The following is a 15,009-nucleotide window of genomic DNA, read 5'->3' as shown; positions in this document are numbered from 1 at the left end:
TTCCCGATAGCCGAAGTGGGACAGGCGCGCAAGCCCTGTGGACAGGACGGGCGAGCGCAATGTCAGACTAGGAGTAAATATGACCGATATGCGGGATTGCCCGGCCGAGTTTCGGTGAGTGTTCCGTGAGCGTTGTCCACAGGCTGCGGGCCCGTGGTGGCTGAAGTCGGGCAACCCGGTCAGAATCTGGGCAGGGGGATACGGACGGGGCCCCACCCGACGGGTGCGGCCGGCGCGACCGATGAGCGGGAGGCAGCGGTGAGGACAGCGACACTCGGACCGGCGCAGCGCGCCGAGTCACTTGCATCCATGGCTGAGCGCGAGCTGGACGTGCTGGTCGTGGGTGCGGGCGTGGTCGGTGCGGGCACCGCGCTCGACGCCGTGACTCGAGGCCTGTCCACGGGCCTGGTCGAGGCGCGGGACTGGGCCTCCGGCACCTCGAGCCGGTCCAGCAAGCTCATCCACGGCGGCCTGCGCTATCTGGAGATGCTCGACTTCGCGCTCGTCCGCGAGGCCCTGAAGGAGCGCGGCCTGCTGCTGGAGCGGCTCGCCCCGCATCTGGTGAAGCCCGTGCCGTTCCTGTACCCGTTGCAGCACAAGGGCTGGGAGCGGCTGTACGCGGGTTCGGGCGTCGCCATGTACGACGCCATGTCCATGGCCCGCGGCCACGGCCGGGGCCTGCCGATGCACCGCCATCTGACGCGCTCTCACGCCCTGCGCGTGGCCCCCTGCTTGAGGAAGGACGCCCTGGTCGGGGCGTTGCAGTACTACGACGCGCAGATGGACGACGCCCGGTACGTGACGAACCTGGTGCGCACGGCGGTGGCATACGGCGCGAAGGCCGCCAACCGTGCGCGGGTGACGGGCTTCCTGCGCGAGGGCGAGCGGGTCGTCGGCGCGCGGGTGCAGGACGTCGAGGCGGGCGGCGAGTACGAGATCCGCGCCAAGCAGGTCGTCAACGCGACCGGCGTGTGGACGGACGACACCCAGGCGATGGTCGGGGAACGCGGCCAGTTCCACGTCCGGGCGTCCAAGGGCATCCACCTGGTCGTGCCGCGTGACCGGATCCACTCCACGACCGGGCTGATCCTGCGCACCGAGAAGTCGGTGCTGTTCGTCATCCCCTGGGGCCGGCACTGGATCGTCGGCACCACGGACACCGAGTGGGACCTCGACAAGGCCCACCCGGCCGCGTCCAGCGCGGACATCGACTACCTGCTGGAACACGTGAACTCGGTGCTCTCGGTGCCGCTCACGAGGGACGACGTGCAGGGCGTGTACGCGGGCCTGCGACCGCTGCTCGCGGGTGAGTCCGACGCGACCAGCAAGCTGTCGCGCGAGCACACCGTGGCGCATCCGGTGCCCGGGCTGGTCGTCGTGGCGGGCGGCAAGTACACGACGTACCGGGTCATGGCCAAGGACGCGGTGGACGCGGCGGTACACGGGCTCGACATGCGTGTCGCCGAGTGCGTCACCGAGGACGTGCCGCTGCTGGGAGCCGAGGGCTACCGGGCGCTGTGGAACGCGCGGGCGCGGATCGCCGCCCGGACCGGACTCCATGTGGTGCGGGTCGAGCACCTGCTGAACCGCTACGGGGCGATGACCGAGGAGCTTCTGGAGCTCATCGCCGCGGACCCGTCGCTGGGCGAGCCCCTGGTGGCGGCCGACGACTATCTGCGCGCCGAGATCGTGTACGCGGCCTCCCACGAGGGGGCCCGGCATCTGGACGACGTGCTGACCCGGCGCACGCGCATCTCGATCGAGACCTTCGACCGGGGTGCCCGCAGCGCGCGCGATGCCGCCGAGTTGATGGCGCCCGTGCTCGGCTGGGACAAGGACCAGATCGAGCGCGAGGTCGAGCACTACCAGAAGCGGGTGGAGGCCGAGCGGGAGTCGCAGCGGCAGCCGGACGACCTGACGGCGGACGCGGCGCGGCTGGGGGCGCCGGACATCGTGCCGTTGTAGACGCCGTGTCCCGGGCCGGGCTTGGGTCCCACTCCTGGGTCTGGGCCTGGCCTGATCCTGGGTCTGGCCCGGGGCTTCGGCTTCGGCCGGCGCGGGCTCCGGTCCCGATGTCACCCGAACGAGTGTCGGGAAGCGGGATCTTCGTTCGGAACCGGGTCGTTCTACGTGGTGCGGGGGCAGAACTCGGCGGAGAGCAACGCGGGTTCGAGGCCGGGGTCTGTGATCGCGTCCGTGTTCACGCGGAAGGTGAGGACACGCCGGCCGTCGACGCTGGCTGCGGTGCGCACGTAGCTGCCGGAGATGTGCCCGTTGTGCCCCCACACCGTCGTGCCGCACGGAAGTTTCTCGGGGAACAGCCCCATGCCGTACGCGCCGTGTGCGGCACGGGTGTCGAGCATCTCGCGCAGCCAGTGCGGGGGCAGCAGCCGGCCGCCGAGCAGGGCCGCGTAGAAGCGGTCCAGGTCCGCGAGTGTGGTCACCAGCTCTCCCGCGGCTCCGGCCACCCGCGGGTCGAGTGCGGTGACGTCGGTTCCGTCGGCGGTGTAGGCGCGGCCGTGCGGAGAGGGCAGCGAGGAGCGGGATCCGGGGAAGGAGGTGCCCGCCAGACCCAGGGGAGTGATGATGCGGCGCTCGGCCTCCGTGGCGTACGAGTCGCCGGTGACCTGCTCGATGACCATGCCGAGCAGGACGTAGTTGGTGTTCGAGTAGGAGAAGCGGCCGCGTTCGGCAGGAGGGTGCGTGAGAGCGATGTTCAGGGCCTGACGGGGTGTGACGGGTGCGGCCCCGCCGGTGTCCGTGGTGAAGTCAGGCAGGCCGCTGGTGTGGGTGAGCAGGGAGCGCAGGGTCAGCGCGCGGCCGTCGTTGCCGGCTCCTCGGACCAGGCCCGGCAGGTGCTGCTCCACCGTGTCGGACAGTGACAGCCGGTGCTCGGCGGCCAGTTGCAGCACGACCGTCGCGATGAACGACTTCGTGATGCTGCCGGCGCGGAAATGGTCCGACCGGGCGATCTCCGGCCCGGCCCCGGCATAACGGGTGGTGGTGCCCTCCCGGGCCAGCAGGGCCGCGGCCGGGGCGCCGCCCCGGGTCACCAGCAGCGGCAGCACCGCGTCGGCGGGCGGTATCGCCAGGGCGGACGAGTCGGCCGGCGGCAGACCGAGGAGGGCGCCGGCCACCGGCAGAGCCAGCAATGTCCGAAACGGCGGCATGCGGGCTCCTCCCAGGTCAGAGCCCATCATGCAAGGCCGCGTGGGGCACACCGCACCCGGGTTCCCGGAGGGCGGGCCCGCGGGCGTTCGCCAGGGGGCCCCTGGGCGCCGGGCACTTGTCGGGTGAGAGACAATGGAGGCTCTGTCAGGGCGGGTTGTATGAGGGGACGCATGTCGGAGGCGGAGCGGGCGGGCACATCTCGTCAAGACACTCGTCAGGACAACAGGGAGCGTCTCCTCGCGGAGCGTTACCGGCTGGGCAAAGTGCTCGGCCGCGGCGGCATGGGCACGGTGTGGCGGGCCGAGGACGAGACCCTCGGGCGGACGGTCGCCGTCAAGGAACTGCGGTTCCCGTCGAACATCGACGAGGAGGAGAAGCGGCGGCTGATCACGCGGACGCTGCGCGAGGCCAAGGCGATCGCGCGAATCCGCAACAAAAGCGCCGTGACGGTCTTCGACGTCGTCCAGGAGGACGACCGGCCCTGGATCGTGATGGAGCTCGTCGAGGGCAAGTCGCTCGCCGAGGTCATCCGGGAGGACGGCCTCCTCGAGCCGAAGCGTGCCGCGGAGGTCGGGCTCGCCGTGCTCGACGTGCTGCGGTCCGCCCACCGCGAGGGCATCCTGCACCGCGACGTGAAGCCGTCGAACGTGCTGATCGCCGAGGACGGCCGGGTCGTGCTCACCGACTTCGGCATCGCCCAGGTCGAGGGCGACCCGTCCATCACCTCGACCGGCATGCTCGTCGGCGCGCCCTCCTACATCTCCCCGGAGCGGGCGCGCGGGCACAAGCCGGGCCCGGCCGCCGACCTGTGGTCGCTCGGCGGACTGCTGTACGCGGCGGTGGAGGGCGCCCCGCCGTACGACAAGGGGTCGGCCATAGCCACCCTCACGGCCGTGATGACCGAACCGCTGGAGGAGCCGAAGAACGCGGGCCCGCTGAAGGACGTCATCCACGGGCTGCTCACCAAGGACCCGGCCCAGCGGCTCGACGACGCGGGTGCCCGGGCGATGCTCGACTCGGTTCTGCACGCGCCCGCGACGGCCGAGCCGGAGCCGATGGACGCGACGAAGGCCGTGCCGCTGCCGGCGCAGCCGGACAGGTCCTCGGACAAGGGCAGTTCACCGGGGTCCGGGAGCAAGCGCGGCGAGGAGGCCGGGGAGCGGTTGCGCGGGGCGCTGCGTTCCGTGCGCAAGGCCGCTGCGGGAACGGCTGCCGCGGGATCCGCCGCCGCTGCCAAGTCCGGCGCCGGCAAGGGCTCTTCCGGGTCGGCGGACACGGCCCGGCCGGAGCCGGACAGCGGCGCGGGCCGGGCCGGGGCCGCGGACGCGTCCGGGGCCCAGTCGGGCCCGGCGGTGGCTGCCGACGCCGGCGAGCGGAGCGGGCCGGAGGCGAAGACGGCGTCCGGGGGGCGGAGTTCGGGCTGGCCCGTCGTGCCGCCGCCGGACCTGCCGCCGAGGCCCGCGCCCCGGGCGCCGCTCACCGACGTGGTGCCGCGGCGGACCCTGATGATCATCGCGGTGGTCGTGGTGCTCGCCGTGATCGGCGCCGTGCTCGCCATCGCGCTCAGCGGTGACGGCGAGGGCTCTGAGGGGGCCTCCGGCGAGGGCGGCGGGAAGAGCGTCGCCACCGCGCCGAGCAGCCCCGACACCAAGGGCGACAAGAGCGACGGCACGCGCACGGATGGCGCGGAGAAGCAGCCCGGGTCGTCCGGGCCCGACGCGAACAGCACGCCGGACGACCAGTCGAGCGGTTCGACGGACGAGGGCGGCTCCGACGGGAAGGGCACCGCCGCGGAGTCGACTCACCAGGGGAACCAGGGGTACTCGATCGGTCTGCCGAAGGGGTGGAAGTACCGGTCCACGGGTGCGGCGGGCGACCGCTTCACCGGGCCCGACGGGCAGAAACTGCTCGTCGCCTGGACGTCCACGCCCAAGGGTGACCCGGTGGCGGACTGGAAGAGCCAGGAGCGCTACATGGTGCGCGCGCAGTACAAGAAGATCCGTATAGAGAAGGTGGACTACCGCGGCTGGAACACGGCCGACTGGGAGTTCACCTACACGGACGGCGGCACCGAGTACCGGACCATCGACCGGGGTTTCGTGGTCGACGACCGGCAGGGGTACGCGCTGATGTACACGGCGAAGGCGGCCGACTGGGACGGCGAGTCGCGCAAGGCGACGTGGCGGACGCTGACGAAGACCTTCGAACCCAAGTCCTGAGCATGAGGCGCCCCGGCTTTGGGGAGTCAGATCTGGGCATCCCCGCCTTGCGGGTTGCCCGCGGCACGTATCGTAAATATTTGCGGACCGTGCGCAGCCGAAACGGACCGTGGGGCGAACGGATGTGACCGACCGGGCTGCCGGGGGAGGCAACGTGGACGACTACGCGGGCCGGGTGCTCGCCGACCGCTACCGCCTGCCGCTGCCGCCGTCCGACGAGTACGAACTCACCGAGACCCGGGCCTTCGACACCTACAGCGGGCAGGAAGTCCTGGTCCGGCAGGTGCCGTTGCCCGAGGTGGTCGAGGCCGAGGTCCTCGACGCCGAGGGACTGCCCGACGGTTTCACGGCACGTGACGGTGGTGCGCGGCGGTCCGGCGCGCGCGGGGGCACCCGGCGGCCCACGGATCCGGTCGTGCGACGCGCCGTCGAGGCGGCGCAGGCCGCGGCGGCCATTCCCGACCACCCCCGACTCGACCAGGTCTTCGACGTGTTCGCCGAGGGCGGTTCGCTGTGGATCGTCAGCGAGCTGGTGGCCGCGCGCCCGTTGGCGGCGCTGCTCGCCGAGAAGCCGCTGACGCCGTACCGGGCGGCCGAGGTGGCCTCCGACGTCCTGATGGCCCTCCGGGTGCTGCATGCGCACGGCTGGGTGCACCGGAACGTCACCGCGCGGACGGTGCTCGTCTGCGACGACGGCCGGGTGATGCTGACCGGGCTGGCGGTGGGCGCGGCGGAGGAGGCGCTGTGCGGGTACGACCCGGTGCCGGAACCGGCCTTCGAGGAGTCCGGGCAGCGGCCGGGGCCGGAGGGCGGCGGAGCAGGGCCGGTCAAGGGCGCCGGCGGTCCCGGGGGGACCCGGCCGGCCGGTGGCACCGGCGGCGCGGGTGATCCCGAGGCCGCGCGGCGCGCTGCCATAGACGCCCGGGAAGCCAGGGGACTGCCCTCCGCAGGGGGCGAGACCGCGGGCGGTGGCCCGGTCGTACCGGCGCGCGGGCCGGTGGAGGAGAGCGGGGACCCGCGGGCGGCGCGTGCCGGGGCGATCGCGGCCTACCGGGCCGGCGCCCGGGCGGCCGCACGGGTGCAGGAGGCACAGCAGGGTGGGCGGGCGGCACTGCCCGGAGCCCGCCCCGCCCCGGACGGCGGGACGGCGCCCTACGGCAACGGGTCCGCACAGTCGCCGTACATCCCCGGGCAGGGCACCGCCCCCGGCGCCGTGCCGCCCGGGCGGATCGCCGACCCCTATGGTGTGGGCGGCAGTCCACGGACGACGGCATGGCATGGTGCGACGCCCCGCGGCACGACCGGAGAGGCGCGCCAGGAACAGGCGGCGCTTCCCCCGGCCCCGGACACCACGGCCCACGGCCAGCCCACCCGCTGGGGCGACCTGGTCGCCGACACGCCCGCCCCCCGGCGCGGGCCGGCCACGGCGCTGGCCGCCGAGCGGGCGCGGCAGGCGCGGATGGCCGTGGTCGGGCCCGTGACCGAGCGCTGGGCGCCGGAGCAGGCCGGACCCGTGCACGAGAACTGGCAGTTGGCCGCGCCGATCGGTCCCGCGACCGACCTCTGGGCGCTCGGCGCCCTCCTCTTCAGGGCCGTGCAGGGGCATGCGCCCTACCCGGAGGAGTCGACGGCCGAGCTGGTGCAGATGGTGTGCGCGGAGCCGCCCGCGTACGCCGAGGAGTGCGGTCCGCTGCGGCCGGTGGTGGAGTCGCTGCTCCGGCAGGACCCCACCGAGCGCCTCGACTTCGAGGAAGTGCGCGGCTGGCTGCGCTCGCTGGTGCGCTCGGCGCCCGAGCCGGAGGCGGGGGTACACGTCGTCGCGGCGCCGCCCGTGGACGCCCGCAGGCTGCCCGTCGTACGGCGCCGGGGCGAGCTCGTGCGCAGGCGGAGGGCCGGGCTGCCCGCGCACCACGGGCGGCACAAGCGGGCCAAGAAGGAGACCGGTTCGCCGCACCGCCTGGGCCGCACCCTGCTCGTGCTGGTCCTGCTCGCCATGGCCGCGGCGATCGCCTACGCCATGCTCTTCATGCCCAAGTCGGGGGCCGAGGGCGCGGACGGCTCGGACCGCACCGGCGCCGCCCGTGAGGTCAGCCAGGCGCCCGAGCCGGACGCCAGCAGCGCGCCCCGGCCCGACCAGACGTCGCCCGGGCCGGACAGGAGCCCCTCGTCGTCGGCAGGTGGCGCCGAGACGCAGACCACCGGCCCGGACGTCGCCGACGGCTTCACCCTGCGCAAGGATTCGGCGGGCTTTCAGGTCGCCGTCGCCAAGGGCTGGGAGCGCACCCCGCGAAGCGGCAGCGGCCAGGTCGTCTACTCCAAGGGCGGCTTCGAGCTCATCGTCGTGGCGGGCCGGGACAGCGCGTCGGAGTACGGCAGCGACCCGATGGCCTACCAGCGGGAGAGGGAACGCGAGTTGCAGCCGTACCGCGACTCCAGCTGGGCCACCTCCACCGGGCTGAAGACGATCGAGGTGGGCGGTCGGACCATGGCCGAGGGGCAGTTCACCTGGACCGGCGGCGACGGGGGCGAACTGTACGTCCGCAACCTCGCGATGCTGGTCGACGGGCGCTACCACGTGGTCCAGGTGCGCGGCCCGGAGTCCGAACGGGACGAGGTGACGCGGCTGTACGAGCAGGCGGCGGCGACGTACAAGGTGACGGGGTGAACGAATAGCGCGCCGCCTGTACGCCGCAGTTCACACTCTGGTCGCCTCCCGTCCCGGCAGGCCCCAACCGTCACAGTGCGGTCACCGTGCCACCCCGCTTGTTCCCTGGGTGAGGGCGGTTCCTTACGCTGACCCTGTCAAGACCATTGCGGGGCAACGTGAATCAGATGCAGGGCCTGTTCGTCGCGGGCCGCTACCGGCTGGCCGAATCCATCGGCAGTGGCGGCATGGGCCGGGTCTGGCGTGCACATGACGAGGTACTGCACCGGTCGGTCGCCATCAAGGAGCTGACGGCCGCCCTCTACGTCTCCGAGAGCGAGCAGGCGATCCTGCTGGCGCGCACCCGGGCGGAGGCCAGGGCTGCCGCGCGGATCAACCACTCGGCGGTCGTCACGGTGCACGACGTGCTGGAGCACGACGGCCGCCCGTGGATCGTGATGGAGCTGGTCGAGGGCCGCTCCCTGGCCGACGCGGTCAAGGAGGAGGGGCGCGTCGAGCCGCGCGAGGCGGCGCGCATCGGCCTCTGGGTGCTGCGCGCCCTGCGCGCCGCGCACACCGCCGGGGTCCTGCACCGCGACATCAAGCCGGGCAACGTCCTCCTCGCCCGGGACGGACGCGTGCTGCTCACGGACTTCGGCATCGCGCAGATCGAGGGCGACACGACCATCACGCGCACCGGAGAGGTCGTCGGCTCGGTCGACTACCTGGCGCCCGAGCGCGTGCGCGGCCACGACCCGGGCCCGTCCTCCGACCTGTGGGCGCTCGGCGCGACGCTCTACACGGCGGTGGAGGGCCGGTCGCCGTTCCGCCGCACCACACCGCTGACCACCATGCAGGCCGTGGTCGAGGAGGAGGCCGCCGAGTTCCGGCACGCCGGTCCGCTCGCGCCCGTCATCACCGCCCTGCTGCGCAAGGACCCGGGCACCCGGCCCGACGCGTCCGAGGCCGAGCAGATGCTCGCCGAGGCCGCGGAGGGACGGCGGCCGGACGGGGCGCAGGCGTATGTGCCGACGCGGTACGGGGGGACGACGCCGTACCGGGACGCCCACAGCGGTACGGGCACGGGGACGGCCACGCGGGGTGCGTACGGCACCGGTTCGATGGGCACCGGCTCGGGGTCGCACACCGGGACACCGCTCCCGCCGCTGGCCGGCAGCCCGGCGGCCTCCAGGACGCCCACAGCAGGCATGCCGCCCTACGGCCCCACCGCGGCCGGCCCGATGCCGACGGGCCCGCAGCCGGCCGGTTCGGGCAAGCGCCGCCGGCTGCGCACCCTCGCCCTGGTCGTCGCGCTCGCGGCCATCATCGGCGGGGGCACGGCCGTGGCGCTCCAGCAGTGGAACGAGAGCCGGGCGTCGCAGGCCGGCGGATCCGGCTCCTCGACGTCCACGGGCACGGAGCGGCCCGGGGGATCGGTTCCGGCCAGCTGGACCCGTTACGACGACCCCGCGGGGTTCAGCCTCCACCTGCCGAAGGGGTGGAAACGCAAGCCCTACGGCCCCCAGGGCGAACTCAAGCAGATCGACTACTCACCGGACGGCGGACGGCACTTCGTGCGCATCGCCATCGACACGTCACCGGACTTCGCCGACCCCTACGCGCACCAGCTCGACCTGGAGCAGCAGCTTCAGCGGCTGGTCGCGTACAAGCGGCTCGCCCTGAAGCGCAACGTCTACCGTGACCGGGACGGCGCCCTGTGGGAGTACACCTGGACCGCCCAGGCCAAGGACACGGAGTTCCCCGGCCCGCGCCGGGCCATCGAGGAGACCTACGTCGCCCGCGACGGCACCGAGTACGCGCTCTACATGTCGGCCCCCGCCGCGGACTGGGCGACGGCTCGCAAGCAGTTCACCTCGCTGCTGCAGGGCTGGCAGGAGAAGACCTCCTGAGGCGGAGGCACTGCTGACGGGGCTGTCTGTTTCAGCCACCCGCACCTCGCCGTCCCGGAGTGGTTCCGTCCGTTGGGGCATGATTGCCGTATGGGGACCGAGGGGCACAACAGGCGTGTCATCGCGGGCCGTTACCGGCTCGAGGAGAAACTCGGTCGCGGTGGCATGAGCGTGGTCTGGCGGGCGACGGACCAGCTGCTCGGCCGGAGCGTCGCCGTCAAGGAGCTCCCCTACGACGAGACGCTCTCCGCGGCTCAGGCGCGTCGGCAGCGGGACCGTACGCTGCGCGAGGCCCGTGCCGTGGCCCAGCTGAGCCACCCGCACATCATCGTCGTCCACGATGTCATCGAGGACGGCGAACGCCCCTACATCGTACTGGAGTTGATCGAGGGCGGCTCGCTCGCCGACCGCCTCGCCCACCGGGGCCCGGTAGACGCCGCCGAAGCGGCCCGCATCGGCATCGCCCTGCTCAGCGCCCTCGGTGCCGCGCACGCGGCCGGTGTGCTGCACCGTGACCTCAAGCCGGACAACGTGCTGCTGGAGAACGGCACCGACCGGGTCGTCCTCAGCGACTTCGGCATCGCCCAGGTCGCGGGCGCCCCCACGCTCACCGAGAACGGCTCCTTCGTCGGCTCGCCCGAGTACACCGCGCCCGAGCGGATGTCCGGGGTGAGGACCGGGCCCGAATCCGACCTGTGGTCGCTGGGCGTGCTGCTGTGTGCGGCCCTCAGCGGGGAGTCGCCGTTCCATCGCGACTCGCTGGGCGGCATCCTGCACGCCGTCGTCGTGGGCGATATCCAGCCACCCGCGCAGGCCGGGCCGCTCCTGCCCGTCGTACGCGGCCTGCTGGAACGCGATCCGGACCGGCGGCTGGACGCGGACCGGGCGGCGCAGATGCTCAGGGCCTTCCGCGACACGGGCCGTACACCGCCGTCGCCGCCGCCCGGTTACGCGCCGACCGTGGGGGACGTACCGCGGCGACGGCCGCAGGACTCCGCCGATCCGCGATCGCCCGTGCCGCCGGCGGACCCGCCCGGCCGGGATCGACCGGGGGAACCCTTCCTCCGGCAGCCCGCGCGGCGCGTGCTCATCGCGGTGCTGCTGGTCGCCGCGATGGCGGGGGCGGGAGTGTCCGCGGCGGCGCTGCTCAGGGAGGAGAGCACCAGGGACGGCGGTCCCACGCCGGCGAGCTCCGCGACGACGACGCCGCCGAAGACGCCGACGACCCGGCAGGTCCCCCCGAGCGCACCCGCGCCCGCCCCCTGACGGCCGGAGCCCGTACCGTCACAAAGCAGGAGAACACCACCGGCCTGAAGTCACGGGTCTGTGACCGGCTCGCGTCCTGTGTGGATCCGCGAGCGGTTGGCGCGATATGGATGAACCCATGAGCAGCAACGGGGGAGCCCGATCCGGGGCCGACGAGCCGACGAGTTTTGCACTGCAACCACCGAACCGGCAGGCGCCGATACCGGGCAACCCGTACGCGACGCCGGCCGCGTCACCCACCCGGGTCGTGCCGTCCCAGTCGGCCCAGGCGTCCGAGGATCCCGGTGCCGGGCGGCTCATAGCCGGGCGTTACCGGCTTCTGGCCAAGCTCGGACACGGTGGCATGGGCACGGTCTGGCGGGCCAAGGACGAGACGGTGGACCGGGAGGTCGCCGTCAAGGAACCCCGCGTCCCGGAGCATCTTCCCGAACGCGAACGCGCCAACGCCTTCGAGCGGATGCGCCGCGAGGCCCGTGCGGCGGCCCGGCTCGACCATCCGGCGGTGGTCGACGTGCACGACGTCGCGGTCGTGGAGGACCAGCCCTGGATCGTCATGGAGCTGGTGCGGGGCCGCTCGCTGGGCGACGCCCTGCAGGAGGGCACCCTGTCCGCGCGCGAGGCCGCCCGGATCGGCCTGGAGATCCTCGGAGCACTGGAGGCGGCGCACGCGGCGGGCATCCTGCACCGTGATGTGAAACCGGACAACGTGCTGCTCGGCCGGTACGACCGGGTCGTCCTCACGGACTTCGGCATCGCCCAGATCGAGGGCGAGACGAACCTGACCGACACCGGCGGCTTCGTCGGCTCGCCCGAGTACATCGCGCCCGAGCGCGTGCTGGGGCAGCGCCCGGGCCCGGCCAGCGACCTGTGGTCCCTCGGCGTGGTGCTGTACGCGGCAACGGAGGGCGTCTCGCCGTTCCGCCGCAGCAACACCCCCGCCACGCTCCAGTCCGTCCTCAACGCCACGCCCGCGCCGCCCGCATCCGCCCGGGGCCCGCTCGCCGAGGCCATCAACGGCCTGCTGGACAAGGACCCTGCCCGCCGCCCGAGCGCCGCGCAGGTGCGGGCCCTGCTGGAGGCGGCCGCGCACCCGCCCGCTGCCCAGCCCACGCAGGTCGGGCAGGTCACCGGCCAGGGCGCCGGCGGCCGGGGTCTCCGGCCCGGCCGCACAGCGTGGATCGGACTCGGGGCGGCGGTCGTCACGGCGGCGGTGGCGGCGTACCTGGTGATCGCGGACCCGTTCGCCGGGCCGCTGCCCGAGGGCTGGAAGATCAAGCAGGAGAAGGACCTCGCCGCGTCGCTCGCCGTCCCCGCCGACTACCAGCGGACCGTGCCCGACCGGACGTCCGACGAGGGGCACTGGGTCACGTACACCGACTGGAGCGGCGGTATCTGGATCAACCTGGCCCTGGAGAAGAAGGCGGAGGACACCGGCGGCAGCATCGCGGGCTCCGCGGCCGCCGAGATGTACGACGACGACACCCGGTTCAAGGAGCGCGGCAACTACCAACTGGACATGTCGGACGGGCCGAAGGAGACGGATCCCAAGGTGACCTCCTACAGGGACGGGAAGGCCGCCGAGAACAGGGTCGAGTACGAGACCGACGACCGAGAGAATCCGCTCCCTCGTGAGATCCGGATCTTCTACTACCGGACTCCCGGCGGCGACATGTACAAACTCACCGTCAGCTACCCGGGCAAGGGCGACTTCACCGACCGCGGACGCGAGGTGGCGAGCGCGGCGATCGCGAACCTGGACATCGCCAAGACCTGATCCCGCCGGTCCACCACCCCGGAACACGACCCGCGTCGACAAGGCGGCGCCCCGCGGGGTACTGATGAGGCATGAGCAACGACGGGGGCGGGACGACCGACGCCCAGGACCGGCTGGTCGGCGGGCGGTACCGGCTGATCGAGCGCATCGGCTCCGGCGGGACGGGCACCGTCTGGCGGGCCCACGACGAGCTCGCGCAGCGTGAAGTCGCCGTCAGACAGCCCCGGTTGCCGGGCGACCCGGACGACGAGAGCTACCGGCGGGCCGCCCACCGGCTCCACCGCGAGGCCCGGGCCGCCGCCCGCGTCGACCATCCTGCCGCCGTCACCATCCACGACGTGGTCGTCGAGGCGGAGCCGCGGGACGAACGGCCGGGCCCCGTAGGTCCCGACGAGCTCGACGCGGCCGAGGCGCTGGACGGACTTCCGTGGATCGTCATGGAGCTGGTGCCCGGCGAGTCCCTGGGCGAGACGCTGCTGCGCGGCCCGGTCGACGTGCCCGAAGCCGCCCGGATCGGCCTCGCCGTGCTCGGTGCGCTGCGTGCCGCGCACTCCGTGGGCATCGTGCACCGGGACGTGAAGCCCGCCCATGTGCTGCTCGGCCCGCACCGGCGCGTCGTCGTCACCGACTTCGGTATCGCCCAGGCGCAGGGCGAGGACCTGCTCACCGCGAGTGGGGAGTCGGCCGCCGGCTCGCTGGAGTTCGTCGCCCCCGAGCGGATGTCCGGGCGCATCGCCGGGCCCGCCTCCGACCTGTGGTCCCTGGGCGCCCTGCTGTACGCGGCCGTCGAGGGCTCGCCCCCGTTCCTGCGGACCACGCCGGAGGCCACGCTCGCCGCGGTCCTCGCTGCCGAGCCGCCCGTACCGACGCGGGCCGGCCCCCTCGGGCCGCTGATCGCACGGCTGCTGATGCCGGACCCCGAACAGCGGCCGGACGCGGAGGAGGTCGCGAAGGAGCTGGAGGCGGTGGCGGGAGCGACACCGGCCGAGGCGGCGGCGCAGGCGACCGGGCACCCACGCGGGCCCGCCGCCCGGACCGCACCACAGCCCGCCCCGGTGCCCGCCGCCGCGTCCGCTCCCGCCGCACCGTCCGGCCTCGCGTCGGTCCCCGTGCCTGCCGCACCGTCCGGCCCCGCGTCGGTCCCTGTGCCTGCCGCACCGTCCGGCCCTGCGTCCGTTCCCGTAGCCGCCGCCGGGTCCGCTCCCGTGCCTGCCGCACCGTCCGGCCCCGCGTCCGCTCCCGTGCCCGCCGCAGGGCCCGGCCCTGCGTCCGGCGCCCAGTCCGGCCCGACGCCCGTCGCCTCGCCCGGCCCCGTTCCCGCCGCCCAGTCCGGCGCTGCGTCCGGCGCACCGCGCGGCTCCGTGGAAGACCCCACACCCCCCAAACGCCGAAGCCTCCTCCGCCCCGGCCCCCTCGCTCTCCTCTCCGCGCTGCTCGCCGGTGGCATCGGGGCCGTCACCCAACTCGCCGACACCAGCAGCGCGGAGAGCGCGGGACAGGCCGCCGGTGTGACCGACGCCTGGAGCCCGCACCCCGAGCCGGACATGGCGGCCGTTCTCCACCTGCCGCCTCACTACCGCGTGCTCGACCGGACCGGCAGCGCGACCGGCCAGCCCCGGACGGTGCTCTACGGCGACGAGCGGACCAGCACCATCCAGGTCCGTCTCCTCTCCTGGGACACGGCCCCGGCCTCCCCGACGGACCAGGCCCGGAAGGCGCCGGTCGCCGGGGGAGAAACCCGGTACACCCGCACCAGCGTCCAGGGCCATGAAGCCGTCCTCGCCGACACCACGTACCGCCGGGGCGAGACCCCCAGGCGGCTCATGCGGCTGGTCGTCCGCACCAAGGACGCCCGCATGTACGAACTGTGCGTCGACATGCCCAGGGGCACAGCCGAAGAGGCGGAGGGCACGGCGGTGTTCGAGGGGGCCCGGGACCGGCTCGGGATCGTATAAGGCTGAATGAGCTTTTTCGAGCGGGCCACCGATCGGGTGACGGTCCGTGAAGCGCAACGAGCGAGGCCCC

General features: G+C 73.6%; 8 protein-coding genes. 7 read left to right on the top strand and 1 reads right to left on the bottom strand.

The window, feature by feature from the left end:
- The first annotated feature begins 258 nt into the window (after nt 1-258).
- Entirely contained in the window at nt 259-1,965 is a 1,707-nt protein-coding gene (locus ACFU3E_RS02140; protein WP_384150658.1) for a glycerol-3-phosphate dehydrogenase/oxidase, read from the top strand.
- Between the two features lie 161 nt (nt 1,966-2,126).
- Here the strand turns inward: ACFU3E_RS02140 and ACFU3E_RS02135 are convergent, their stop codons facing one another.
- Nucleotides 2,127-3,170, bottom strand: a complete 1,044-nt coding sequence (locus tag ACFU3E_RS02135; RefSeq protein ID WP_384150654.1) for a serine hydrolase domain-containing protein — start codon at nt 3,168-3,170, stop codon at nt 2,127-2,129.
- A 171-nt stretch (nt 3,171-3,341) separates the two neighbouring features.
- On the opposite strand from ACFU3E_RS02135, the gene ACFU3E_RS02130 reads away from it, so the two are divergent.
- The 6 genes from ACFU3E_RS02130 to ACFU3E_RS02105 all read left to right on the top strand — a co-directional run bounded on the left by ACFU3E_RS02130 (nt 3,342) and on the right by ACFU3E_RS02105 (nt 14,939).
- A complete protein-coding gene (locus tag ACFU3E_RS02130; protein ID WP_384150651.1) occupies nt 3,342-5,390 on the top strand; it encodes a serine/threonine-protein kinase in 2,049 nt (682 codons plus the stop codon).
- Nucleotides 5,391-5,544: 154 nt separating this feature from the next.
- Nucleotides 5,545-8,055: a protein kinase gene (locus ACFU3E_RS02125; protein WP_384150648.1), complete on the top strand. Its 2,511-nt coding sequence runs from the start codon at nt 5,545-5,547 to the stop codon at nt 8,053-8,055.
- Nucleotides 8,056-8,222: 167 nt separating this feature from the next.
- Nucleotides 8,223-9,944 (top strand): serine/threonine-protein kinase, encoded by a 1,722-nt coding sequence (locus ACFU3E_RS02120; RefSeq protein ID WP_384150645.1) that lies wholly within the window; start codon nt 8,223-8,225, stop codon nt 9,942-9,944.
- 90 nt (nt 9,945-10,034) lie between these two features.
- Nucleotides 10,035-11,210, top strand: coding sequence for a serine/threonine-protein kinase (locus tag ACFU3E_RS02115; protein WP_384150642.1), 1,176 nt, complete (start codon nt 10,035-10,037; stop codon nt 11,208-11,210).
- A gap of 118 nt (nt 11,211-11,328) precedes the next feature.
- The gene (locus ACFU3E_RS02110) at nt 11,329-12,984 is read left to right on the top strand and encodes a serine/threonine-protein kinase (protein WP_384150638.1); all 1,656 of its coding nucleotides are present in this window, start codon (nt 11,329-11,331) and stop codon (nt 12,982-12,984) included.
- A gap of 71 nt (nt 12,985-13,055) precedes the next feature.
- Nucleotides 13,056-14,939, top strand: a complete 1,884-nt coding sequence (locus tag ACFU3E_RS02105; RefSeq protein ID WP_384150635.1) for a protein kinase — start codon at nt 13,056-13,058, stop codon at nt 14,937-14,939.
- Nucleotides 14,940-15,009: the final 70 nt, after the last annotated feature.

Source organism: Streptomyces sp. NPDC057424 (assembly GCF_042803315.1).
Lineage (GTDB): Bacteria > Actinomycetota > Actinomycetes > Streptomycetales > Streptomycetaceae > Streptomyces.
The sequence above is the reverse complement of the archived record's forward strand: the minus strand, read 5'-3'. Positions and strand labels throughout refer to the sequence as shown.